At 50.7% G+C, this 23,947-nt stretch carries 20 protein-coding genes; 15 read left to right on the top strand and 5 right to left on the bottom strand.

Annotated features, from left to right (window positions below; translation table 11 throughout):
• The first annotated feature begins 124 nt into the window (after window positions 1-124).
• The 11 genes from B7991_RS11090 to B7991_RS11145 all read left to right on the top strand — a co-directional run bounded on the left by B7991_RS11090 (window position 125) and on the right by B7991_RS11145 (window position 12,372).
• Window positions 125-721: a hypothetical protein gene (locus B7991_RS11090; RefSeq protein WP_088630873.1), complete on the top strand. Its 597-nt coding sequence runs from the start codon at window positions 125-127 to the stop codon at window positions 719-721.
• Between the two features lie 80 nt (window positions 722-801).
• Complete coding sequence (locus tag B7991_RS11095; RefSeq protein WP_088630874.1) at window positions 802-1,239, top strand: hypothetical protein; 438 nt, start codon at window positions 802-804, stop codon at window positions 1,237-1,239.
• A gap of 36 nt (window positions 1,240-1,275) precedes the next feature.
• Window positions 1,276-1,944, top strand: a complete 669-nt coding sequence (gene cmk, locus B7991_RS11100; protein ID WP_088630875.1) for a (d)CMP kinase — start codon at window positions 1,276-1,278, stop codon at window positions 1,942-1,944.
• 35 nt (window positions 1,945-1,979) lie between these two features.
• On the top strand, window positions 1,980-3,749 hold the full coding sequence (gene rpsA, locus B7991_RS11105) for a 30S ribosomal protein S1 (RefSeq protein ID WP_088630876.1): 1,770 nt from the start codon (window positions 1,980-1,982) through the stop codon (window positions 3,747-3,749).
• Between the two features lie 363 nt (window positions 3,750-4,112).
• Window positions 4,113-5,573 carry a phosphopantothenate--cysteine ligase family flavoprotein gene (locus B7991_RS11115; protein ID WP_088630878.1) on the top strand — a complete coding sequence of 487 codons (1,461 nt, stop codon included), beginning with the start codon at window positions 4,113-4,115 and terminating at the stop codon, window positions 5,571-5,573.
• 9 nt (window positions 5,574-5,582) lie between these two features.
• On the top strand, window positions 5,583-6,512 hold the full coding sequence (locus B7991_RS11120; protein ID WP_088630879.1) for a hypothetical protein: 930 nt from the start codon (window positions 5,583-5,585) through the stop codon (window positions 6,510-6,512).
• Window positions 6,513-6,658: 146 nt separating this feature from the next.
• On the top strand, window positions 6,659-8,086 hold the full coding sequence (gene dnaB / locus B7991_RS11125) for a replicative DNA helicase (RefSeq protein WP_088630880.1): 1,428 nt from the start codon (window positions 6,659-6,661) through the stop codon (window positions 8,084-8,086).
• Between the two features lie 9 nt (window positions 8,087-8,095).
• Window positions 8,096-8,878: an ABC transporter permease gene (locus tag B7991_RS11130; protein WP_088630881.1), complete on the top strand. Its 783-nt coding sequence runs from the start codon at window positions 8,096-8,098 to the stop codon at window positions 8,876-8,878.
• A 10-nt stretch (window positions 8,879-8,888) separates the two neighbouring features.
• The gene (locus B7991_RS11135) at window positions 8,889-9,683 is read left to right on the top strand and encodes an ABC transporter ATP-binding protein (protein WP_014545511.1); all 795 of its coding nucleotides are present in this window, start codon (window positions 8,889-8,891) and stop codon (window positions 9,681-9,683) included.
• 58 nt (window positions 9,684-9,741) lie between these two features.
• Window positions 9,742-10,902, top strand: a complete 1,161-nt coding sequence (locus B7991_RS11140) for a hypothetical protein (protein WP_254917948.1) — start codon at window positions 9,742-9,744, stop codon at window positions 10,900-10,902.
• A 171-nt stretch (window positions 10,903-11,073) separates the two neighbouring features.
• Window positions 11,074-12,372 carry a hypothetical protein gene (locus tag B7991_RS11145; protein WP_088630883.1) on the top strand — a complete coding sequence of 433 codons (1,299 nt, stop codon included), beginning with the start codon at window positions 11,074-11,076 and terminating at the stop codon, window positions 12,370-12,372.
• Window positions 12,373-12,701: 329 nt separating this feature from the next.
• On the opposite strand, the gene B7991_RS11150 is transcribed toward B7991_RS11145, so the two are convergent.
• Window positions 12,702-14,138 (bottom strand): sodium:alanine symporter family protein, encoded by a 1,437-nt coding sequence (locus B7991_RS11150; protein WP_088630884.1) that lies wholly within the window; start codon window positions 14,136-14,138, stop codon window positions 12,702-12,704.
• A 43-nt stretch (window positions 14,139-14,181) separates the two neighbouring features.
• The gene (gene fabV / locus B7991_RS11155; RefSeq protein ID WP_088630885.1) at window positions 14,182-15,399 is read right to left on the bottom strand and encodes an enoyl-ACP reductase FabV; all 1,218 of its coding nucleotides are present in this window, start codon (window positions 15,397-15,399) and stop codon (window positions 14,182-14,184) included.
• A gap of 244 nt (window positions 15,400-15,643) precedes the next feature.
• On the opposite strand from fabV, the gene gltX reads away from it, so the two are divergent.
• Genes gltX through queA form a run of 4 tightly spaced genes read left to right on the top strand, consistent with a single transcriptional unit; the run spans window position 15,644 to window position 20,416 of the window.
• On the top strand, window positions 15,644-17,104 hold the full coding sequence (gene gltX / locus B7991_RS11165; RefSeq protein WP_088630887.1) for a glutamate--tRNA ligase: 1,461 nt from the start codon (window positions 15,644-15,646) through the stop codon (window positions 17,102-17,104).
• Between the two features lie 13 nt (window positions 17,105-17,117).
• Window positions 17,118-18,365 carry a BON domain-containing protein gene (locus B7991_RS11170; protein ID WP_088630888.1) on the top strand — a complete coding sequence of 416 codons (1,248 nt, stop codon included), beginning with the start codon at window positions 17,118-17,120 and terminating at the stop codon, window positions 18,363-18,365.
• 18 nt (window positions 18,366-18,383) lie between these two features.
• The gene (locus tag B7991_RS11175; protein WP_088630889.1) at window positions 18,384-19,367 is read left to right on the top strand and encodes a YafY family protein; all 984 of its coding nucleotides are present in this window, start codon (window positions 18,384-18,386) and stop codon (window positions 19,365-19,367) included.
• Between the two features lie 2 nt (window positions 19,368-19,369).
• Window positions 19,370-20,416 carry a tRNA preQ1(34) S-adenosylmethionine ribosyltransferase-isomerase QueA gene (gene queA / locus B7991_RS11180; protein ID WP_088630890.1) on the top strand — a complete coding sequence of 349 codons (1,047 nt, stop codon included), beginning with the start codon at window positions 19,370-19,372 and terminating at the stop codon, window positions 20,414-20,416.
• A gap of 4 nt (window positions 20,417-20,420) precedes the next feature.
• Here the strand turns inward: queA and B7991_RS11185 are convergent, their stop codons facing one another.
• Genes B7991_RS11185 through B7991_RS11195 form a run of 3 tightly spaced genes read right to left on the bottom strand, consistent with a single transcriptional unit; the run spans window position 20,421 to window position 23,886 of the window.
• The gene (locus B7991_RS11185; protein WP_073443074.1) at window positions 20,421-20,948 is read right to left on the bottom strand and encodes a hypothetical protein; all 528 of its coding nucleotides are present in this window, start codon (window positions 20,946-20,948) and stop codon (window positions 20,421-20,423) included.
• A complete protein-coding gene (gene hpt, locus B7991_RS11190; RefSeq protein WP_235003056.1) occupies window positions 20,945-21,490 on the bottom strand; it encodes a hypoxanthine phosphoribosyltransferase in 546 nt (181 codons plus the stop codon). The genes B7991_RS11185 and hpt overlap by 4 nt, the downstream gene beginning before the upstream one ends.
• Window positions 21,466-23,886 (bottom strand): DUF3536 domain-containing protein, encoded by a 2,421-nt coding sequence (locus B7991_RS11195; protein ID WP_088630891.1) that lies wholly within the window; start codon window positions 23,884-23,886, stop codon window positions 21,466-21,468. Before B7991_RS11195 ends, hpt begins: the two co-directional genes overlap by 25 nt.
• Window positions 23,887-23,947: the final 61 nt, after the last annotated feature.

The raw sequence follows: 23,947 nt of genomic DNA on the forward strand, positions 1-23,947 counted from the left end.
GGGCCTTTTTTTCAAAAAGTGGTTAATTTGGGCACTTTTTATGGTGAAAACGGAAAAAAATTAGAATGACATATTTAATAAATAAGTGTATATTTTGGTAGGATTTTTTTCGGAGGAGTACCCCATGAAAAAATTATTAGTTCTTTTGTCTGCAATGAGTTTGTTCTTCCTGGGCTGCGCTGGCACGCCGCAGGATAACGGTGAAGCGTTGGATAACGCTCTTGTCACCTTCACGTCTAATGTCCAGAGCTCCCGTTGGCAAGAAGCCCTTTCCAATGTGACACCGGACGAAGCTCGCCAGATTGGTACGTCTGATGGCTACGAATTTTTGCCGGAATACCAGACTGCTGCAAGCCGTCTTCCGCTCTCTACCCTCCGCAAGGCCGGTCTTAGCGTCGATAGCGATGGTCGCCTCGTCGGTATCAAGGCCGTCATGGACGAAACCAACGAACGCTACAAGGTTTCCGAAGACCAGGCTAAGGTCGGTACGAACCTGAAGCAGATGGAAGACGATCGCATCAAGCGCCGCCTCGAAGAAGGCCAGAAGATTCTCCAGGAAGAAGAAGCTACGGCTCACCAGGAACAGCAGGTCGAAGTGCTCACCAACCGCCTTACTGACGATGAAAAGCGCAAGTATGGCAGCACCGGTGAACTCCTCGCTCCGGAATCCACTCGCGAAGACGGTACTGTTGAAGAATCCTATAATGGTGACTACAGGTAAGCAAGTCATTTTGGGTGAATCTTTTTTGTAGATTTAATTCCCTCGACGGTTCGTCGGGGGATTTTTTGTAGGAGTGTCCTATGTATCGAGTTTTTGCATCATTTGCCATGCTTATGACCTTGGGCCTAGCTGCTTGTGGTACGGACTGGAGTGCAGGCCCGGATGATGGGGGCGCCTCTTTCAGCAGGCGTTTCCATTACTATTATGAAGTGGACTGCCGTTACGACGCCTTTGATCAGCCCTATGATTGCTCGGATACTTATACCATGTCTCCATCCATGAGTGTTGATTTGCGGATCACCCACGATGGTTATGCCACCCTTTGCGTCGATGATGAATGCTCCTATTACGATCCGGGTGAATACGATGCCGGTTATGACCACGGGGATCGCTATTATGACTTTTCGGGGGATGATACCCGCATGGTCGTCTATGCGGACGGCACCGAACTCATCTATATCGACTCCTATAAGGGATATGCAAGCTATTATTATCACGATTACTATGACGCATATTGATTTCTCTGGGGAGATTTTCTATCTTTAGCCCCACTCATGAGTAATTCGGAAAATTTTGTTATCGCCCTTGATGGGGGCTCTGGCACTGGCAAGAGTACCACTGCAAAGATTATTGCAAAGAAATTGGGCATTACCTACCTCGACACGGGTGCGATGTACCGCGCCGTGACACTTGCCGCTCTCGATGCCGGTCTTTCCGCTGAAGAAGGCAAGGCTATGGACGAATTGCTCTCTAACCTCACACTCGGGTTTGACTCCGAAAACCGCATCCTCATTAACGGTGTCTGCCGCGAATCTGAAATCCGTGGCATGCGCGTATCGAGCAACGTGAGCATCTACTGCGCTCTCCCGTCGGTCCGCGCCGCAATGACCAAGCAGCAGCGCGAAATCGGCAAGAAGCAGAGCTGCATTCTGGATGGCCGCGACATCGGAACGGTCGTTTTCCCCGATGCGAAGTACAAGTTTTTCATGGTCACAGACGTGAAGGTCCGCGCCGAACGCCGCTACAAGGAACTCCTTGAAAAAGGCGAAAAAGTTACCCTCGAAGAAGTCCTCAACAATCTGGTCGAACGCGACCGTCTGGACTCCTCTCGTGCGACCGCCCCGTTGAAGAAGGCGGACGATGCTATTGAAATTGACACTACACACATCTCAATCGAACAACAGGTTCAAAAGATTCTTGACTACGTAGGTGTAGTGGCGTAGCCTGAATCCTTTAAACCACAACCCAATTAACTAATATGTCTCAAAATCTCAAATTCGGAACTCAAGAAGATCTCGAAGAAATTCTCGCCGCCCAGGGTGAATGCTCCCCGGACTTCCGCAAGGCCAACGCTGACGTCTATGCCGGCATGGGCTGCCTCGAACAGGGCAAGCTCGTCACGGGTAAGATCAGCCAGGTGAACGACCAGGAAGTTCTCGTCGACGTGAACTACAAGTCCGAAGGCGTTATTGATCGCGCCGAATTCAAGGATACTGATTCTCTCGAACTCGGTTCCGAAATCGAAGTGTTCGTCGAAAAGCTCGAAGACGAAGACGGTCGCCTCATCCTCTCCAAGCAGAAGGCTGACTTCGTTCGCGTGTGGGATCGCATCCACGCTGCATTCGAAAACAACGAAGTCGTACGCGGCACTCTCACGAAGCGCATCAAGGGCGGCGTTGTCGTCGACCTCTTTGGTATCGATGCCTTCCTCCCGGGCTCTCAGATCGACCTCCGTCAGATTCCGGACATCAACGCTCTTATCGGCCAGGAATTCGACCTCAAGGTTATCAAGGTCAACAAGGCTCGTCGCAACATCGTCGTTTCTCGCCGTGTTGTTCTCGAAGAAGAACGCAACAAGCAGCGTGGCGACGTTCTCGAAACTCTCGAGAAGAACCAGGTCCGCAAGGGTATCGTCAAGAACATCACCGACTTCGGTGCATTCATCGACCTTGGCGGCGTAGATGGCCTCCTCCACATCACCGACATGAGCTACAAGCGCATCAACCACCCGTCCGAAATGCTCCAGCTCGGTCAGGAAGTCGAAGTCATGGTTCTCGACTTCAACGACAAGAAGGAACGCATCTCTCTCGGCATGAAGCAGCTTAAGCCGCATCCGTGGAAGGATATCGCCGAACGTTATCCGGAAGGCGCTATCGTCAAGGGTAAGGTTGTTTCCATCACTGATTACGGTGCATTCGTCGAACTCGACAGCGGTGTTGAAGGTCTCATCCACGTTTCTGAAATGTCCTGGACCCAGCACGTCAAGCACCCGTCCAAAATCCTCACCGTCGGTCAGGAAGTCGAAGCTGTTGTTCTCAAGGTTGAAGAAGATGCAGAACGTATCTCTCTCGGCATGAAGCAGCTCGAATCTGATCCGTGGGATTCTATCGAAACTGAACTTCCGCCGGGCGCACGCGTCGTCGGTGAAATCCGCAACATCGCTTCCTTCGGCGCATTCGTCGAAATCAAGGAAGGTGTTGATGGCCTCATCCACGTCTCTGACATGTCCTGGACCAAGAAGATCACCCACCCGAACGAAATGGTCAAGAAGGGTGACAAGGTTGAATGCGTCGTTCTCGCCGTCGATAAGGAAAAGCGCCGCATTTCTCTCTCCATGAAGCACCTCACCGAAGATCCGTGGGATTCTATCGATTCCACCTACCCGGTTGACTCCGAAGTCAAGGGCAAGATCGTTCGCATGCTCGACCGCGGCGTCGTGGTTGAACTCGCTGACGGTATCGAAGGCTTCATCCCGGTTTCCAAGCTCACCGCTGAATACATCAAGGTTCCGGCCGATGCATTCAAGGTTGGCGACGAAGTTCCGGCTGTCGTGACCGAAATCGATCAGAACAACCGCAAGATCTACCTCTCCGTTGTTGACTACTTCAAGAACCGTGAATCCGCTGAACTCAAGGCTTGGATGGACTCCCACAAGCCGGGCGAAAACGGCACCACGATTGGCGAAGCTGTCGCTCCGAAGAAGAAGGCTTCCAAGAAGAAGGCTGAAAAGTCTGAAGAAGAAGCTTAATTTAGTTTCTGACTAAAGCTTAAAGGAATCCCGCGGGTAACCGTGGGGTTTCTTTTTTTGTAACGTCACCCCGGTTGCATCGTCACCCCGGTTGCGTCGTCACCCCGGTTGCGTCGTCATCCTGAGCGTAGCGAAGGATCCAGTCACGTCTCGCCATGCGTCACCCTGAACGGAGTCGAATGGCTCTAGTAACTGTGACTTTCCACTCTTGTCATTCCGGCCTCCGAGCCGGAATCCCCTTACATTTTTACGAATGGAGATGCCCGCCTTCGCGGGCATGACAACGCCTGCATTGTCTTCTCTCGTCTTTAGTCTATAGGCGCGTAGCGCCGTTCATTCGTCTATTTTTCTATCTTGCAGTTCATGAATCTCGCTGGAAAGAAAATCCTTCTTGGAGTCTCGGGCGGAATTGCCGCCTACAAGTCTTGTGAACTCTTGCGCCTGCTGCAAAAGAAAGGCGCCGAAGTGCGCGTCTGCATGACTGAAGCCGCCACACAGTTCGTGGCCCCACTTACATTTGCAAGCCTCTCCAAATGCCCTGTTTACCTGAAAAACGGCGCCGTCGAAGCACGCCCTTTCCAGCACATCGATTTCCCGCGTTGGGCGGACCTTTATCTCGTTGTTCCTGCGACCGCAAACGTTATCGGCAAGTTTGTCTATGGCATTGCCGATGACCCTGTGAGCCTCTGCTTTATGAGTTGCACGGGTCCGCGTTTTATCGCTCCCGCGATGAATGTCGCGATGTTCAATTCCCCGGCGGTCAAGCGCAATCTCGAAACGCTCCGCAGTTTTGAAAATACGTTCGTGATGGACAGCCCGGCGGGCGAGCTCGCCTGTGGCGAAGTCGGCAAAGGCCGCCTCCTCGACCCCGCAGAAATCGTGGAATATCTGGAAGGTGCAAATGTCATGCCGGACTCTTTGTCACCCCGGACTTGTTCCGGGGCGGCATCGCCTATTTCATCTGCGTCAAATTCGTCATCGCAATCCGTCGTCCTGAACAACGTGAAGGACTGTTCGCAACCCGTCACCCTGAGTGAAACGAAGGGTCCAGTCAAATCTTGCCCAACGCAATCTCCTGCTGCGCAATTCCTTCAAGAAACTGCTTTGCAAGACCTTCCCGTATCCGGTGAACGTGTTCCTCGAGTCCTCATTACGGCTGGCCGCACCGAAGAAGCGATTGACCCCGTGCGTTACATTAGCAACCGCAGCAGCGGAAAGACGGCCGTTGCAATCGCAGCGACGTTCTTGGCGAACGGCTTTGATGTGAGCGTTGTTGCAGGCCCGATGGAAGCGGAATTCCCTGGTGCTGTGCACGTGACAAAAATCAAGAGCGCTTGCGACATGCACAAGGCCGTTCTCGAACAGATGAAAAACGCTGATGTGCTCGTGCATTGCGCTGCCGTGGCCGATTACCGCCCGAAGGTGGCCGCTACTGAAAAAATCAAGGATAGCCGTAGCCAGCTCGTCTTGGAACTCGAACCGAATCCGAACATCTTGCGTGACAGTGTTGCTCAAAAGCGTGCAAATCAGGTCATTGTCGGTTTTGCTCTTGAAACAGATCATTTCAAGGAACATGCTGCTGAAAAGCTCAAGAAGAGCGGTGCTGATGCGCTTTTGCTTAACGCCCCGGTGGCAGCAAACAGCGGTTTCGGTTTTGACGAAGTGCGTTACGCCTTGATTCGTGCGAACTCTCGCAAAGCACAGGAATCCGGCGACTCTCGAAACGCCGCAGAGGTTGAAATTCCCGAGATGAAGATGGGCTCCAAAATCGATCTCGCGCAAGAAATTGTAGATTTTAGCCTTAATCAGTTAAAGAACGCTTAGAGGAACGGTATGCCCGAAGAATTTGATTTTAGCGAACTTCGCAAATATCTGCAAGGCCAAATGGACATGGGCGAGGAGGACTTGCTCCTCGATGAACCGTGGACATTGACCCGTAAAAAGTCCGCCGTTCCTGCTGGGGCTCCGCGCCCGGCAAATCCGATGCCGCAAATGCAACGCCCGGCGAACCCGGCGCCATTCCCGCATCATTCGGCTCCCGCGAATCCTGCTCCGATTCCGCAGCAATCGCCGTTCCAGTCTCCTGTGCAGTCCGCTTTTCAGCAGCCTTCATTCGGCGCTCCCGCGCAACCCGCGCCTTCTCCGCGTCCGGCCCCGGCGCCAAAGCTTGATGCTGGCCTCACGATCGCCCCGCGTGCCGTCAAGAAGACGACCGCCGCGTACGAACTCGCCGATTCCATCGGCGCCTTCTACGATGCGCTCAAGACTGACGCGCTTTATGCGCGTGCCGCGAACGTTGTTCGCTACGAAGGCCCGGAGCACCCGCGCCTTCTGATTCTCCTTGCTGCCCCGAAGCCCGGTGAACCGGCCGGCGCCTTTTTCCAGTCTCCGACTGGTGAGATGCTTGTGCGTTTGTTCGGAAGCCTCGGTTACGCCCCGGAATCTCTTGGCGTTACGTATTTCTACAAAGATGCTCCGCGAGCACTATCTCCGATCCTGCTCGCCTCGCTCCGCCGAATGTTAACAAAGGAACTTTCCTTTATTGCACCTGAAATCATGATTACCTTTAGCGAACCGCTTTTCTATGACGTGTTCAGCAAGGGTAAGAACTTCAACGATCTCGCCGGTACGGCGCTTGATTTCAACGGCACAAAGACGGTTTCGCTTGTCGATGCTTACGCGATGACGACGGACAAACAGCTGAAATGGCTCACGTGGAAGGTGCATATCCCGCGCAGCGGCCTTTTCACCGCTGCCAAGTAGCCGCGCATTACCCCGCGCACACTCGCAATCACATTGTCATGCCCCACTTGATGGGGCATCTCCTTTTATGCATGTTTTTACCGTATTCTGGGCATCTCCCCAAAATCCTATGTAAATTTTTATTGTATATTTAAATCGGTATAGTTATGTCAGAAGAAAATAATTCCAAGTCGTTTGATGGTCGCCAAATGCCCGCCGATGTTGAGGCGGAGCGCTGCCTGTTGGGCGGTATTTTGCGTGATCCCGAAGTGATGGGCACCGCAGTGATGGCCATCAGTGACGATGACTTTTTCTACATGGAACGTCATCAGTTGATTTGGAACGCACTTTGCAGTTTGAACAAGGCGGTGACCCCCATCGATCCCGTGACACTTTCGGCGGAACTTACGAAGATGGGGAAGCTCGACATTGTCGGTGGCCGTGAATACATCTTTGAATTGATGGAATCCGTTGCGTCATCGGCGAATGTCCCGTGGCAGTTGGAACACCTCCGTAGCAAGGCGGTGCTCCGCAAGCTCATCCGCACGTCTTCCGATATTATTCGCCAGGCGATGGATCCTGCTTCGACGCCGGATAACGTGCTTCAAGATGCCGAACGCGATATCTTTGCGATTGCCGATAACCAGGTGCGCAACACCTTAAAGTCTATCGACAACTTCGTGGCGCCTCTTCTGGAGCGCATCAACAATCGCAGGGAAGGCGGCATTACAGGCGTGCCTACGGGCATTACGGAACTGGATGAACTTACGAACGGTCTCCAGAATTCCGACTTGATTATTCTCGCTGCCCGTCCGGGTGTCGGCAAAACGTCTTTCGCCATGACCGTTGCCGCAAACGCAGCCATTCGCTACGGCAAGAACGTCGCGTTCTTCAGCTTGGAAATGGATGGCATCCAGCTTGCCCAACGTTTGCTCTGTTCGCAGGCACAAGTGGACCAGAGTAGGCTCCGCAACGGTAAACTCAATTCTGACGAAATCAAGAAGATTATTGCCGCCGTGACTCCGATTAACCAGGCTCCGCTGTTTGTCGATGACAACGCCGACCTCGGTATCATGGAACTCATGAGCAAGGCGCGTCAGCTCAAACACAAGGGCCACCTCGACCTTCTCATCATCGACTACTTGCAGTTGATGAAGACCGGCAAGGAAGAAAACCGCGCTGTCGCAATCGGTGCGATTTCCCGTGGCCTCAAGATCTTGGCAAAGGAACTGAGCATTCCGGTCATTGCACTCGCTCAGCTCAGCCGTAAAGTCGAAGAAAAGGGCCGTGAACGCCCGCAGCTTTCGGACTTGCGTGAATCCGGTTCTATTGAACAGGACGCCGACATGGTGTGGTTCGTGGAACGCCCGTTCGTGCAGACGCATAAGGACGAAGACCGCTACAAGGCAACGCTCATTGTGGCTAAACACCGTAACGGTTCTGTGAAGGATATCGACATGAGCTTCGTGCCGGAATACACGACGTTCTACGATGCAACCGACCAGCAAGGTATGGAAGGTGGCGACGAAGATTATCAGTATGGTTCAGATGACGATGGCGGTGGACCGCAGGTTGCCGACTTTGGCAGTTTTTAAGGAAGTGCTATGACGTTGATTCTGAAACCGATAACATGGATAGGGCAAAAGATTGTCGATGCAATCGCCGCTGTTGGCGAGTGCATTTGCATCCTGTTCATTACGCTCAAGCAGTTCCGCTTCGTACACAAGAATCCGTCGCTGATTGTGAAGGAGATGATCTCCGTAGGCGTCTCCTCGCTCCCGCTCCTGTTCGTGACGTCCATCTTTACGGGCATGGTCGCAACCATCATGGCGGAATTCGAATTCCACAATCTCGTGTCCGACAAGTTTGTGGGGACGGCCGCCTGCAAAATGGTGCTTATCGAACTTGGACCGCTCCTTACGGCTATCGTGCTCTCGGGGCGCGTAGGGAGTGCTGTCGCTGCTGAAATCGGTTCCATGAAAGAGAAAGAAGAGCTTTCTGCATACGTGGTGCTCGGGCTTGACCCGTACCGCTACCTCGCGATGCCGAGACTGTTTGCGTTCTTGACGATGATTCCGTGCCTGACCGCCATATCCAATGCGCTTGCGCTGATTGGCGGCTGGATTGTCTGTGTGCTTGCTTTGGATATCACGACCTACACCTATTCGACCGGTATGCAGTACCTGTTCGAAAATTTGGACTTGTGGGCGGGGATTATCAAGTCTATTGTTTTTGGAACGATCATCTTTGTGCTTGCCTACTATCATGGGACGCATTCCAAGCCGGGTGCGCATGGCGTGGGACTTGCGACGATGAGCGTTGTGGTTTCTAGTTGTCTTATGATTTTGGTTTCTGACTTTATCCTTGATGCGTTCTTGTTCTTCTAGAGGTTGAGCTATGCCGAATGTGAAAATCGATCCGAATGATATTGCAATTCGACTCAAAGGGCTTAAGAAGTCCTTTGGCCCTCAGACGGTTCTTGAAGACGTGAACCTCGACATCCGCCGTGGCGAGACGATGGTCATCATCGGTAAGTCTGGCGGTGGCAAGTCCGTGATTCTTAAGCACATGATTGGACTTTTGCAGCCGGATGGCGGCGAAGTGACTGTCGATGGCGTGACGATCAGTACGCCGCAGTTTTTCGATACGCGTACCATCCGCCGCAAGATGGGTATGTTGTTCCAAATGGGCGCCTTGTTCGATTCCATGGATACAGGCGAAAATATCGCCTTTGCCCTCCGTGAACATCATCCCGAACTCTCTGAAGCCGAGATCCAGAACGTGGTGACCGAAAAGCTCCAGATGATCAACCTCGTACCGTCTTTCCGTACAAAGATGCCTTCCGAACTTTCGGGTGGTATGCGTAAGCGTGTGGCGCTTGCAAGAGCGATTGCTCTGAATCCGGAAATTCTTTTGTACGATGAACCAACAACGGGCTTGGACCCGATTACGAGTGACGTGATTAACGACCTTATTCTCGATATGCAGAGCAAGCTCGGAGTTACGTCTGTCGTGGTGACGCACGACATGGTAAGCGCATTCAAGGTGGCGGACCGAATTGCCATGCTCTTGAATGGTCGAATCATCGAGGTGGGGACCGTCGATGAAATCAAGAATACAAGCAACCCGTATGTGCATCAGTTCATTACGGGCCAGCGCAAAATTTCGGTGGATGGGGAATCGCAAGAATAAAAGAGTGGGGAAAATTATGGATAGGAAAAAATTATTATCAGTACTGTTAACGTCCGCCATGACTGCTTTCTGGGCGTGTGGCGAAGGCGATATCGTCAAAGTCACTGATGAAGATGAAATGGTGGCTTCGAAGAGCGATCCTAAATCGAAGAATGTAATAAGTGATGAAGAATTTTTGCAATACTATATCGACTATTGCAATAGCAAGGAAGGCCGCAAGAAAGGTTGCAAGGCTGAACTTGCCAGCAGTAGCTCTGAGAAATCTTCGTCGTCTGGAAAGTCTTCTAGTTCTGCCAAGAGCAGCAGCTCTGCAAAGTCTTCGTCGTCCGGAAAATCTTCTAGCTCTGCCAAGAGCAGCAGCTCCAAGGGCTCTTCTAGCTCGTCTAAGGGCGGCTCGAGCAGTTCTTCTAGTCCGAAGGTTTCTGGCAAATGCCAATTGCTCAAGGCCGATGTCGTTCATGTCGGTGAAGAGGTTATCTGGCGCTACCTTCCGGATGATAACACTTTGGAAGAAGCCCGATTTGAATGGAATTTGGGTGACGAAACAAATATTGAAATCGGTGATGGCGACATTAGTGGAACCGGCTTGCCGGAAATCAGCGTGTCGTATAAGGCCGCAGGCGATGTCACAGGCCCGTCTTTAACCTTTGCCGATGTGGAGTTTAAGTGCAAGGATTCCTTTAAGGTTTATGCAGAGGGCGTTGATCCTACGTCTTCTTCCAGTGTGTCGTCTTCTTCTAAGACGGAATCCTCTTCATCTGCCAAATCTTCGTCTAGCTCAACTCCTAAGGGCTATTGCGCTGTAAGTAAACACGAAATTGAAATTGGCGAATCCGTCGATTGGTATATCGTGGATGCCGATAGCGTAGAACTTGAAGGTCCGTACAATTGGTTTGACCTGGGCACTCCTGATGAAAACATTGTTGAAGGTGTGAAAAAAGGCAATGGATCGACTAGAGTCACTGTTACATATACCGAATCTGGAACGGTTGTTCCTATGGGATTCTGGGGTAGCAAGAATCAGTCTATCGATTGCTCTCGTAACGAACTGGACGAAGATGATTTCAATCCGTTGCTTGTCGTTAAGGATAAGGCCGAAAGTTCTTCGTCTTCTGAAGAGGTTCCCGACGAAAGCTCCTCATCGAAGGAACAGAAGTCTAGCTCATCTAAGGCGAAATCCTCTTCTTCTTCCTTTGACCCAGGCATAATTGATATTTAGGGTTTATAGTGATTTGAATCGCTATAGAATACACTAACCTGTATAATTAAATTTACAAACGTCCTAGGAGCTTGATCTAGGGCGTTTTTTTGTGCGCTTCGTCATTAAAAAACTCTTACACTATTTGCATATTGGATCGATTTAATTTATTTTTCGCCTAAGAGGTTATTTATGAATAAAAAGATTTATATCGGAATGGCTGCTTTTGGTGTTGCGGCAAGTTTCTGGGCTTGTGGTAGTGGTGACATTTTGGAACCCAATGCAGGCGATGACGTGATGGGAATTGTGGTGTCCAACGAAGGTGGTGATACTAGCGAAGTTGGTGATCCGAGTATTATTTGGGACGTGATGACTAAGGAAAACTGCCCTCGTTGCTTCGAAGGTAGCGTATCCAGTTCTTCTCGTAAGACGCAACCGGTTAGATCCTCTAGCTCCAGTGGTGGATCGAATCCTCAGTCGGCTACATCTTCTTCTGATGATGGTGGCTCGATTGTTATTAAGTCTTCTTCTTCCTCTGCAACTCCGGAATCAAGTCCTTCTGTGTCATCTTCTTCCAAGACTGTCAATCCGGGCGTTTCGTCGAGTTCGGGTGGCGGTGCTAATCCGGGTCCGTCTTCTGACTTTGGAACATGCTCTCCGGCAAGATCTGTTATTTCCAAGGGCGATACCGTCTCTTGGATCTTGAAACTCAAGGATCCGACTCAGATGATTAGCGCCACTACGACGTGGAAGGCTCTGGGTGGCGATCCTGAAACGAACAAGGCTTCCGGCATGAATGGTCGTACCCAGAATGTGAAGTACATCGCTTCTGGTCAGTATACGGCAAGTGCAACGGTCAGTGTTGGTCCGGCCAACTACAACATTAGCTGCCCTGCAATTCAGGTGAACGGCGAACCGATCACGGGTTGTGTATGCGCTCCTGAAGGTGTGACTGGTGCCGTTAATTACCTGAAGACTCCAGATGTTAAATGGACTGTAACGGGTTGTAAGACTGGTGCTACTGTTATGACTTACTCTTGGGATGGTGGTGCTGCTGGTGCAGAAACATCCTTTACCAAGACATTTAGTGCTGCAACAGCATCTGCTGCTCCGACTTTGTTTGTTGCTAATAATGACAATACCTTGCAAGAAGTTGCTTGCACTCCTGTTAAGGTTACCGAAGGCGAAGAATTCAAGATTGAGACAACTCAGGATAAGGCTGTATTTAAGGAAAGCGGTAGTTATGCTATTTCTGCTAATTTGCCAAGCGGATGGCATAATACTGATACCGAATGCAATGTCTATTGTAATGCAAGTACGTCTAATTTCACTGTCACTATTGATGAAATCGAATTGTCAGGTAAGGTTTCTGGCCAAACTTATGTAGCCAAGGGTGGTATGCCTGTTGCTCACACGGTTGATGGCTATTCCATTCCTGTTAAGGTTGAAATCCCTGCCGGTGATTCCGTTTCTTGCGGTGTGAACTGGTAATAGTTTCATTATAGAGTATAACATAAAAAGACCTCCCGCATGGGAGGTCTTTTTGTATGCATCGTCATCCTAAAATGCAATTACCGCGTCGTCCAGAGCGAAGCGAAGACAACTCAGAAGGCGGGCGTTGCGACCATGCTTGCGTGGGCATAATCGAGCCAAAGAGTTGGGGCTTTGCCCCACCCAGTTAAGTCTAGTATTTGCAATACAAGAAATAACTGGATGTTTCGTGGCTATGTCTTATTTATAAAATGAAAGCCCGCTTTCGCGGGCCATCATATTAGCGTCTAATAATCAATAACTATTGACTAAAGACCAAAGACCAATGACTACTCTTTATCTCCCTTGAACTTGGCGAGGAACGTCTTTGTTTCGTTTGCCACAATTCCAGAGAGAAGGATTAGTGCAATGAGGTTCGGGAATGCCATCAGGCCGTTGAAAATATCTGCGCTTGTCCAGACCGCGCTTACCGTGAGGTACGGTCCAATGAAAATCGCGAAGATGTAGAGCCAGCGGTAGGTGAGTATTGCCTTCTTGTCCCTGCGACCAATCAGGTACTGCAAGCACTTTTCAGAATAGTAGGCCCAACCGAGAATCGTCGTGAAAGCGAAGAACACGAGAGCCGTGGCGAGGAAGTACGGAGCAATCACAGCGCCGCCCGGGATAATGGAAAGGCCGCGGGAGAATGCTTCCATCGTGATGTTCACGCCTTCGAGTCCGAGCTTCGGATCCCAAGCGCCCGAGACCACAATGGCAAGGCCCGTCATCGTACAAATGATAATCGTATCGAAGAACGTGCCTGTCATGCAGACAAGGCCCTGACGCACAGGTTCCTTTGTCTTTGCTGCGGCAGCTGCAATAGGAGCGGAACCGAGACCTGCTTCGTTACTGAAAATGCCGCGTGCGATACCTTTCTGCATTGCAATAAAGATAGAACCGACAACGCCGCCAGTGACTGCAGACGGATTAAACGCTGCCTTCACAATCGTTTCGATGGCAGAAGAAATGTGCGAGAAGTTGAGGAGCAAAAGGAGAATGCAGGCAATGATGTAGATGATGGCCATGATGGGGACAATGTACATCGAGACTTTTGCAATGCGCTTGAGACCGCCGATGATGACGGTTGCTGCAAAGATCGTGACGAGGAGGCCTGCGATTGCTGTGGTGACGCTCACGGAGTTGCCGCCGATGTTGACAAATTCAGCGGCGTTCGGGGTGAGGCGAGCCATAGCGCTCGTGATGCCGTTGACCTGCGTGATGGTGCCAATGCCGAGGAGGCCTGCGCACATACCGAAGATGGCAAAGATCACGGCGAGCCATTTCATGTTCCAGCCGAAGCGTTCCTTGATTCCCGTTTCAATGTAATAGAACGGACCACCGAGAACCTTGCCTTCCTTATCGACTGTGCGGTACTTGACGGCGAGCAAGCCTTCGGCATACTTTGTTGCCATGCCGAGGAATGCGGCGACTTCCATCCAGAAGAGCGCGCCTGGGCCACCAGTGCCGATTGCGGTTGCCACACCGACGATGTTACCCGTACCGATTGTGGCGGCGAGAGCCGTGCAGAGCGCTCCAAAACTGGATACTTCGCCTGCGCCGTCTTTTTCGCTGTGCGCCATGAAGCGGAGTGCGTTGTGCAAGTTCATGACCTGCAGACAGCCGAGTCGGATGGTGAGGAGGATGCCTACAAAGAGGATGATGACAATGAGGGGAACGCCCCAGACGTACCCATCGATAGCATCGAGAATGGAATTGAGAGTTTCCATAAATAATCCTTGATGTTAAGGGGTTTTGCCCCAAAAATAGAAACTATATGCTAGTTAGCGTTTTGACATCCGCCTCGTAGTCCACTCCATCAATATCGAAACCGTTTGTCGCGAGAAAATCGTGGCGGTATCCTTCGAGGTCGCCCACTTCGGCGAGGTTCTCTTGCGTGACTGTTGCCATGCGCTTGTCCACTTCTGCCTGGACTTTCGGATCCAATTCATAGTCGTCGATGCGGATGAGGTGATTCTCGTCCGTCGGGACTTTGGAACCCGTATAAAGTCTTTCGGTCATCAAGCGTTCCATCTGCTCGATACAACCTTCGTGATTTCCCATTTCCTTCATGACCTTGAAGAGCACGGAAATGTACATCGGGATGATGGGAATGACGGCGCTAGAGCGCGTGACAAGTCCTTTGTTCACAGAGACATAGGCTTCGCCGTGGAGGTCGTTTTGCAATTCCTTGTGGAGTTCCAGTGCGGTTGCTTCGAGATGCTTCTTGGCGCCACCGATTGTACCGTCGCGGTAGATGGCGTGCGAAAGTTTCGGGCCGATATATGAATAAGCGACGGTCTTCACGCCTTCGGCGAGAACGCCTGCCTCCTTGAGCTTGCGTACCCAAAGCGCCCAGTCTTCACCGCCCATGACTTTAACTGTATTGGCCGCTTCTTCGGCGGTGGCGGGTTCTGCGCTGATGGTACTGATTTTTCCGCTGAGGCAGTCAATCGTGGCGCCTGTGAATACTTGACCAATCGGCTTCAAGACGCTGCGGTAGATTGTTCCGTTGTCTGGATCAACGCGCACGGAGCTTGCGACGCTGTATACGAGTAAATCGACTTTCTTGCCCATCTTCTTGAGTGTGTCGATAACGTTTTGGCGCATTTCGTGCGAGAAGGCGTCACCGTTGAACGTCACGGCATCTAGGCCCGCTTCTTTTGCGAACTTGTCAAAAGCCATGTTGTTGTACCAGCCCGGCGTGCCTGTCTTTTCGCGGGATTCTCCGATTCCACCGTCGGAGCCTTCCTTTTCAAAAGAAACGCCGATAGTTGTTGCCTTGTAGCCAAATGCGGCAACAATGCGGCTTGCAAGTCCGTAACCGGTAGAGCAACCGAGGACGAGAACGGTCTTCGGTGCATCGGCAGGAATGCTGCGCGTAGTGAACTTCTTTTCGATAAATTCAATTTGGTGTTTGACGTCGGCAGCACAGCCCTTCGGGTGGGCGTTAATGCACATGTTGCTACGGATGAGCGGTTTAATAATCATAATGACTCCTATTTTGACGCCCGCAACTTAGCAATTAAAAGGTCGGAGTCTTGGCTTGTATACAGAAAACTCTTGGTGAAAAAGTATTTGTGTAATATTTCTGTGACTGTTTTGAAAGTTTCTATGAAATGTTGCATGAAAAGTATTCCAATATAGACCCCTATCTTGAAAGTGAATTTGGTTTTATACAATGAATTTTGCTAATTTTTGTCACAAAAATAAATATGGATTTAAAGAGGAATCTATGACTGAAAAAAGTCCTGTCCGTGTACGCTTTGCTCCGAGCCCCACGGGTTATTTGCATGTCGGTGGCGCACGTACGGCAATCTACAACTACTTCTTTGCGAAACACATGGGTGGCACGTTCTACCTGCGCATCGAAGATACTGACCGTAAGCGCTATAACGAAACCGCTCTCCACGACTTGATGCGCGACCTCAAGTGGCTTGGCCTCCAGTGGGACGAAGGTCCGGGTTGCGAAGGTGACTGCGGTCCGTACTTCCAGAGCGAACGCCTGGACATCTACCACCGCGAAATCAAGAAGCTCTTGGATGCCGGTTGCGCTTACTACTGCTTCTGCACGGAAGAACGTTTGCAGGAAGTCCGCGCCGAACAAGAAAAGTCTCACGTGCCGGTCACTGGTTATGACCGCCACTGCCGTAACATCAGCCGCGAAGAAGCCGAAGCTCGCATTGCCGCTGGCGAAAAGGCTGTCATACGTTTCAAGGTCCCGGAAACGGGCGTCACGGAATTCGATGATATGATCCGTGGTCACATCAGCTACCAGAACGAACTTCTGGATGACCTCGTGCTCATCAAGCGCGATGGCTATCCGACGTACCACTTCGCAAGCGTTGTCGATGACCACTACATGGGCACGACGCATGTGCTCCGCGGTGATGAATGGATTAGCTCCACGCCGAAGCACGAACTCTTGTACAAGGCTTTTGGCTGGCAGCCGCCTGTTTGGTGCCACCTGCCGGTGATTCTCGACAAGAACGGCGGTAAGCTTTCCAAGCGCAAGGGCGCCGCTTCTGTCGGTGACTTCCGCGACCTCGGCTATTTGCCGGAAACGCTCGTGAACTACCTCGCACTCCTCGGCTGGAACCCGGGTGACGACCGCGAAGTGATGAGCGTCAAGGAAATGATCGATTGCTTCACGCTCGAACGCATCAACCCGAAGTCCGCAAGCTTCGACGAAAAGAAGCTCCAGTGGATGAACGGCCAGCACATCCACATGTGCGATGATGCATTCCTCAAGGACATCATGGTTGATGGCCTTAAGGCTATGGGCGTTGATACGAGTGCCGAACCGAACGAACGCTTGCTCGAAATTGTGAAGCAACTCAAGCCGCGTGCGCATTTTGTGCAGGATCTCGCAACGATGGCAAAGTACTTCTTTGTTGCTCCGACGGAATACGACGAAAAGGGTGCGAAGAAGCATTTCGGTGAAGGCTCCAAGGAAGTCGCAACGCTCGTGCGCGATATGCTCGCTGCCATCGAAGACTTCAAGACTCCGGTGATCGAGAAGGGATTCTACGACCTGGCCGAACGCTGTGGTCACAAGGTCGGTGAACTGGTGGGTGCACCGCGCCTTGCCGTGTCCGGCGTGACTGCTGGCCCGGGTCTCTGGGAAATGTTCGAAATTATCGGCAAGGAAGAAGTGCTCCGCCGCATCGACGTGGCGCTCCCGCTGATGAAATAAACTTGAAAAGAAAATGCGTCAGTATTTCCCTTACAGATTGTACTCGCAGCAGCTGTACTGCCGGCAATGCCAGCAGGCAGTTCGCCATGACGTCTGCGCCATGGAAGAGTACACGACGTATGGGGGTATGGAACGCGGTATTCCGCTACTTTGTGTCTGTACTCATTGCGGAATGTATCATGTGGCTTTCTCGCAGGAATTTGCGTTTTGCCATAAGGATGATCCGCAATCTGAGTATGCAAAGGTCTATGGGCACAACCGAATTTTTCCAGGCGATTGGCTCTACTTTGATGGGGCAACCCGTCCTTGTATCGTCAAGAGTTTTTTCCAGTCTAGGGATAAGGAAGTTGTCGTCTATAAAAATGGACCTGCGGATGCAAAGTTCGAGGGTCCAAAAATTCCGATAGACCATGAGGTATCGCCCAATGGCTATCGGCTATTGCCTGCCCAGTGTGTGAACACCTTGTTGGGAGACCATGTCTACCATGTCATCCGCAAGCAGTTTGGTATTGCCATTGGAGTCGTCAAAGACGAAACCAAGGACAAGCTTGTGGTGAAGATGAATGATGGATTAATCGTTTTTATGAGCTATCCGCGTTATGCGGAAAATCCGCCGAATCAAGAAGTTGTTTCTGTTGTGCGTAAGCACCTGGAACTTTTGTCGGATGGGCTTAGTGAAGAGGTTTCCGTTGAAGCGGGGCAGGGAATTGTCTATTTGCGTGGCTTTGTAGAAAGCCTTGCGACAAAGCGAAAAATACAGACCAAAATTGGTGAAATTGCGGGACTGCGCGGTTGTGTGAACATGGTTCGCGTCCGCAAGAATTCCAAGGTTTCCGACGAGGACTTGGAACGACAAATTTGGGATGTTTTGGATGATATTGCTCATCCGATTTTCAAGTACAGTGTCAAGGTGAAATCTGGCGCTGCAAAGGTGACGTTCTATTACGAAGATGAAGTTTATCCTGATGAACTGAAGTCGCGTATTGAATGTATTCCCGGCATAGTTTCGTTGAATATGCATGGGACTGCGATTCTAAAAAAGAATCTCGGCAAAAAAGACCTTTGCCAGAAAATTATGGATAAGCTTGCGTCATACAGTTTCTTGAAAAATTCGTTTGTTCATGTCACGTATGTGGGCAAGCGTTTCTTGGTCGAGGGGCGTGTGGCAAATATTGTTCAGAGAGAGTTTGCGCTATTGGCTGTTGCTGGTTTTGCTCGGTCGGTAGCGGTGGGGAACCGTCTAAGAATTTTAAAAACTTAGGAAAAAGAGGAGTGAAAAATGGCTACAGGATATGAAAAGATAAATAAGATTAAATGCAAACTTCGTGTGCCGATGACGGTCTCGATGCTTGCTCAGGCGATGGATTGCGGACCGAGAACTATTTTCCGCCATTTAAATGCACTAGAACAGGAAAATTGTGGTCTCCATAAGTTCAAAAAGGATGGCGAAACTTTTTACGTTATTCAAACCGAACAGAAGGTGGACTTTAACCAGAAAATCGTCAAGCAGCTCGAAAAGTTGAAAAAGACGATGAACGACACGACTCCTTTGGACTTGAAAAACCGCAAGCTCATCGATAGCGTTATTTCGTCCATGCAGACAACGGACCCGGATGGATTCAAGGCTGAAGCGATTACACTTGACCCGAACTACATTATGGATTATGGCCCGTTCTGTGACCATAAGGCTCAAGACTCTATGGTCTCGAAGCTTTTGTCTGCAATTCGTGAAGGCTTTAGAATCCGTATTGTGTACAGAAGTACGAACGAAGAAACGGAAAAGAAGACGATTGAAGTTTGCCCAATCAAGCTTGTGATGCGCATTGATACGCTTTACTTGATTGCTGCTGATGAAACGTATGCCGAAACGCATATCTTTAAAAATTATCTTGTCGAAAATATCATGAGCGTTGTCCAGACGAATAACTGCGCCATGACGCTTCGTGAACCGTTCTGCGTCTATGAACATTACAAGTATGCTTTTGGCAAGTATGTTTCTACCGAAGACCCGCAAACGGTGACGCTTCTTATCAAGACCGGTTGGCTCAAGACGCAGTTCTTAAAGTCTAGATTTTCTCCGTGTGCAGAAATCACGGAGGATAAGGACAAGAACATGATTGTGACGCTCAAGCTCCGCTTGACTCCGGACTTTAAGACATGGCTGTTTGGCGTGCTTCCGGATGTGAAAATTTTGAAGCCGGAATCCTTGAAAACGGAAATGCTTGAACGCTTGAAAAATACATTGAAGGATATGAAGGCGTAGTAATGGAATACCGTCTTTCTGATTATAACTTTGAATTCCCGAAAGAATTGATTGCCTCCCGTACGGCGGGCAAGGGCAAGACGCATATTTTGTATTGCCCCAAAAATGGCGGCGAACGCCGCATTATGAAGGCTCCTGAAATTGTCGACCTGTTCCGCCCAGGCGATTGCCTCGTGGTGAACAATACGAAGGTGATTCCTGCTCGTCTGTATGGCGAAACGCAATTTGGCGGTCAGGTCGAAGTCCTCTTGGTGCAGGCGTTGAACCCCTCCGAAGCAGGCGAGGCCCGCTTTGAAGCCAAGGTGCATCCGGGCAAGGCTTTCCAGGTCGGGCGTGAACTCAAGCTCGCTGGTGTGCGCACGTTCGTGGAAGAAGTTCATGAAGAAGACGGCAACCGCGTTCTTCGTTTTGAAAAGACTCCTGCCGAGATGGAAGAGGTCATGAACAAGGAAGGGCACGTTCCGCTGCCGCCCTACATTGACCGCCCCGATGACGAAGACGACAAGAAGGCATACCAGACGATTTTCGCAAAGTATGCTGGCGCTGTGGCCGCACCGACCGCAAGTCTCCACTTTAGCGAACAAATGCTCGAAGACTTGAAGGCGAAGGGTGTGTACGTTGCTGAAGTCACGCTCCATGTGGGCCCGGGAACGTTCCAGAACATCTCTGTCGAAGATTTCACGCAGCATAAGATGCACGGCGAGTATTACGAACTCACCAAGGAAAATGCCGACATCATCAACAAGGCGAAGCGCGAAGGTGGCCGCATTGTGACGGTCGGTACGACGAGTACGCGCGTGATTGAAACGGTCGCCGATGCCAACGGATTTTTGAAACCGCAAAAGGGCGTGACCTATGCGTTCTTCTACCCAGGATACAAGTACAAGATTGTGGATGGTCTCTTAACCAATTTCCATTGGCCCAAGAGCTCTCTCATTTTGCTTGTGTCGGCATTCTATGGTCGTGAAAACACGCTCGACGCATACAAAATGGCCGTAGAGAACAAGCTTAAATTGTTCAGCTACGGCGACGGAATGCTGATATTGTAAGGGATTATTTTGCAGGCGTTTCGGATTCCATTTCGAGCGCTTGCGGAATCTTTTCGTCCTTGCAAAGGATTTCTTCGCGAATCTTAAATGTGAAGTCCTCCAGGTTGTTTTCAAACATCTTCTGGAAGGGCTTCTTTTTTTGTACGCGTTCCAAGGCGCAAGAGCAGTAGTTGATGCGCTGGATCAGCTTCACGTCGTCTGTCGGCGTGTCGTGCGAGAAAACGCATTCGTGCATGATGGCGTATTCCATGGAACGGTCATAACGGAATTTGCACTTGTTCGGAAGGTCCGGCTGGGCTGCAATTTTTTCAATGATTTTTTCAGTCGGAATCTTGCTGCTAAACCAGTTGTTGGCCTGGTAGCCTAAGAAAAAGAACAGCAAGCAGACGATGATGCGGATGGTGTTTCTTCTGCGGTAAGCCATTCTGTTGAAACTGCGTTCCAGAGCGGCGAACGTCATGGTCGCGTGTTTCTTGACTTCGTTCAAATCATCGTTATCGCTGTTGTTTACGTTATTGTTGTTTTCAATCATGCTTCTTCAAGTGCCCATACTTCTGGATAGGTGCGGTACGTATTTGCATAGTCGAGACCGTAACCTACCACAAATTTATCTTCAATTTCAAAACCAACGAAGTCGGCATGGTAATTCACCGTTCGTCTTGATTCCTTGTTCAACAGTACGCAAGTCGTGATGGAGGCGGGGGAGTAATCCGCGAGGGCTTTCACGAGGGAATACATCGTGTTGCCAGTGTCTAGAATGTCGTCAATCAGCAAAACGCGTTTGCCCTTGATGTCGAGACCTTCAAGGCCCGAAATATGGACATTTGCATTTGGCTTGTCGGATTCGCCGTAGCTTGACGCCTTGATAAATGCGATGCGCAATTTCGGAGTCGCGATACGGCGAGACAAGTCGGCGGTAAACATGTAGCTGCCGGTAAGTGCAGATAAAATCACGTCGAAATCAAACGCCTTCAGTTCAGAGGCGAGTGAGTCCAGACGCGCATTTATCTCTTGCGCTGTAATGAGTGGAGCGCTTGGCAGCTTGTACATTAAATCACCTCGAAGTTCAGCCATTGGAACATCGGCTTGAGGGCCGCAAACTTTCCGTCAGGTTCTGCCTTGTATTGCTTGTAGATGCCAAAGACGTGGTTTTCGAGAGAAGTCTTGTTGATGAAAATCTTCAGCCAATCGGCGACCGTGATGAGATCGGTGATGTAGTTGAGGGTTTCTTCGTTGAACTTCTTTGCTACTTCGTCGATGAGGAGCGTGAGCTTATGGAAGAACATGTGGCCAAGCCCGCCAAAGCTAAAGTGCGTGTTGAGCGCTGTTGCTTCGGTGATGAGCTCGTGAATTTCTTCGATGTTCGCCTTGTTGTGCTCGTTCAGCAACTGCAAAGCGGCATGGTGAATGCGTGCGTTGATTTCCACCGTGAGAATTTTCCTCATGGTGTCCGGCAAGGTGTGGTCCGGGTCGGCAAGGCTGTCGATGGAAATGCCATGGTTCAGCGCAAAGCCGGAGAACGACTTTGTGATGTTTTCGAGGTGCATCTGCGTCGAAAGCTGGTTGATGCGCTTCAGGGAATCGCTCGCGAGATTGCTCATGCGGACAACGTATGCTGTCGGATAGAGCTCGTGGAGTTGTTCCGTTGTCATGTTCGTATTTTCAACAAACGTGAGTCCGCTTTCCTTTTCTTCGCCCATGGCAACGACGATGTTTACGCGGCTGAGCTGGTCCGTGACGACCAAGTTCGTGGTCACGCAAGATTCACCGAGATCGTTGTCTTCGTAAGACGTGCGCACGAGCGTCTGGCGACGGCGGGACGCAATCTTTGTTGCCGTGATGCGGGAATCCTTGTTGAGGTAGTCTTCTTCAAGTTCGAGGTGGTAAATCGCGGCACGTTCTGCCATCTGCTTGATGACGGACGGGACGTTTTCTTCGGCGTACTTCGTGAAGACTTCGGCGCCGTTCCACTTGTGTTCGTTACTTGTGGCGCGGGCGAGGATGTACAGAATTTCGCTCTTGAGATTGTCTCCCATCGGGAGGAACGGCTTTAAAAGCTGCATCGCGCGGAGGGCATAACGCATGTTCTGCACCGGTTCGAGCCCTTCGATATCGTTGAAGAACCAGCCGCAGCTCGTGAAGCTGAACAGGCAGAACTTCTGGATTTCGAGAAGTCGGATGGCCTTGGCGCGGTCTTCTTGCTTTTCGTAATCCTTGAGCGTATCCTTGAGGTACTGTTCCTTGCGGGATTCGTCTTCGGGCGCGACAATCACCTGGATGTAGTTGTTGCGAGCTTCCCACGGATCAATCTTTGAAATCTTTTCGAATTCGCGAACGAAAATGTTGTCGGCGACTTCCTTGAGGTGGTTGAATGCATCGCGGAGCGGACCACGCCATTTCTGGTTCCAGTCGGCGCCACCGCCGGTGGAGCAACCGCAGTCTCTATACCAGCGACCAACACCATGAGCGCAGCTCCAAGCGCAACCTTCGCCGTAGAAATTCTTGAGTTCAACTTCGTATTTGGGCGGGAACTTTTCAAGGTACCAGCCGTAGTTCACCGGAACCATGTGGTTCTGCGGAGCGAACTTGTTGTAGAGCCATGCGGCGCACATGTCGCCAAACGGTTCATGGTGGCCGTAAGATTCACCGTCGGTGCCGATGCTTACGAGTTGTGGTTCGCTGCGGTTTGCGTCCCAGGCGCTTTCAATGCGGTGACCAAAAGTCCCTGCATCGCGGAGTAAATGTTCAAAGCCGACGGCACTCGAAAGCCACGGGTTGTAGAAGAACACGTCGAGGTAACCGTCACAGACGAGGTTGCCTTCCTTGTCGCGCGGGTAAATGCGGTACGGGCGCGTGGTATCGATATTCGTGTTGCTGCAATCGGTCCACTTCTTGTCGCCAAACTTGCGGAACTTGTCAGCCTGCGTGGGCGAGAGAATCGTGTACTTGATGCCTGCCTTGATGAGCTCGACAACGGTTTCAAAGTTGATGGCTGTTTCGGCAAGCCACATGGCTTCGGGCATGCGACCGAAATGGAACTTGAAATCTTCAATGCCCCAGCGAATTTGTGTACGCTTGTCTTGCGTGCTTGCGAGCGGCATGATGATGTGGTTGTAAACTTGTGCAATCGCATTGCCGTGCCCGTTCATGCGTTCCTGGCTGCGCTTGTCGGCGTCCTGAATGCGTTTGTAGGTGTCGGGCGTGTTGGTACGGATCCAGCCCATGAGAGTCGGGCCGATGTTGAAGCTCATGAAATCGTAGTTGTTTACGATGTCGACAATTTTGCCTTTAGAATTTAAAATACGGCTTGCGGAGTTCGGGCTATAGCACTCGCTGGCAATGCGTTCGTTCCAGTCGTGGAACGGACGTGCGCTTGGCTGGTTCTCGATAACACCAGTCCAAGGGTTTTCGCGAGGGGGCTGATAAAAATGTCCGTGAATAGTAAAGTAAAGGGGGTTCTTTTCGGTCATGGTTTAAAAATAGAAAAAAGGTTCAAAAGTGAACCTTTTTTTTAAAATACATGTTGCGACG

It is taken from the genome of Fibrobacter sp. UWB3 (assembly GCF_002210405.1).
Lineage (GTDB): Bacteria > Fibrobacterota > Fibrobacteria > Fibrobacterales > Fibrobacteraceae > Fibrobacter.

Coding starts and splice junctions, on each gene's coding strand:
- B7991_RS11090 (WP_088630873.1), top strand. CDS start 125: ATGAAAAAATTATTAGTTCTTTTGTCTGCAATGAGTTTGTTCTTCCTG.
- B7991_RS11095 (WP_088630874.1), top strand. CDS start 802: ATGTATCGAGTTTTTGCATCATTTGCCATGCTTATGACCTTGGGCCTA.
- cmk (WP_088630875.1), top strand. CDS start 1,276: ATGAGTAATTCGGAAAATTTTGTTATCGCCCTTGATGGGGGCTCTGGC.
- rpsA (WP_088630876.1), top strand. CDS start 1,980: ATGTCTCAAAATCTCAAATTCGGAACTCAAGAAGATCTCGAAGAAATT.
- B7991_RS11115 (WP_088630878.1), top strand. CDS start 4,113: ATGAATCTCGCTGGAAAGAAAATCCTTCTTGGAGTCTCGGGCGGAATT.
- B7991_RS11120 (WP_088630879.1), top strand. CDS start 5,583: ATGCCCGAAGAATTTGATTTTAGCGAACTTCGCAAATATCTGCAAGGC.
- dnaB (WP_088630880.1), top strand. CDS start 6,659: ATGTCAGAAGAAAATAATTCCAAGTCGTTTGATGGTCGCCAAATGCCC.
- B7991_RS11130 (WP_088630881.1), top strand. CDS start 8,096: ATGACGTTGATTCTGAAACCGATAACATGGATAGGGCAAAAGATTGTC.
- B7991_RS11135 (WP_014545511.1), top strand. CDS start 8,889: ATGCCGAATGTGAAAATCGATCCGAATGATATTGCAATTCGACTCAAA.
- B7991_RS11140 (WP_254917948.1), top strand. CDS start 9,742: ATGACTGCTTTCTGGGCGTGTGGCGAAGGCGATATCGTCAAAGTCACT.
- B7991_RS11145 (WP_088630883.1), top strand. CDS start 11,074: ATGAATAAAAAGATTTATATCGGAATGGCTGCTTTTGGTGTTGCGGCA.
- B7991_RS11150 (WP_088630884.1), bottom strand. CDS start 14,138: ATGGAAACTCTCAATTCCATTCTCGATGCTATCGATGGGTACGTCTGG.
- fabV (WP_088630885.1), bottom strand. CDS start 15,399: ATGATTATTAAACCGCTCATCCGTAGCAACATGTGCATTAACGCCCAC.
- gltX (WP_088630887.1), top strand. CDS start 15,644: ATGACTGAAAAAAGTCCTGTCCGTGTACGCTTTGCTCCGAGCCCCACG.
- B7991_RS11170 (WP_088630888.1), top strand. CDS start 17,118: ATGCGTCAGTATTTCCCTTACAGATTGTACTCGCAGCAGCTGTACTGC.
- B7991_RS11175 (WP_088630889.1), top strand. CDS start 18,384: ATGGCTACAGGATATGAAAAGATAAATAAGATTAAATGCAAACTTCGT.
- queA (WP_088630890.1), top strand. CDS start 19,370: ATGGAATACCGTCTTTCTGATTATAACTTTGAATTCCCGAAAGAATTG.
- B7991_RS11185 (WP_073443074.1), bottom strand. CDS start 20,948: ATGATTGAAAACAACAATAACGTAAACAACAGCGATAACGATGATTTG.
- hpt (WP_235003056.1), bottom strand. CDS start 21,490: ATGGCTGAACTTCGAGGTGATTTAATGTACAAGCTGCCAAGCGCTCCA.
- B7991_RS11195 (WP_088630891.1), bottom strand. CDS start 23,886: ATGACCGAAAAGAACCCCCTTTACTTTACTATTCACGGACATTTTTAT.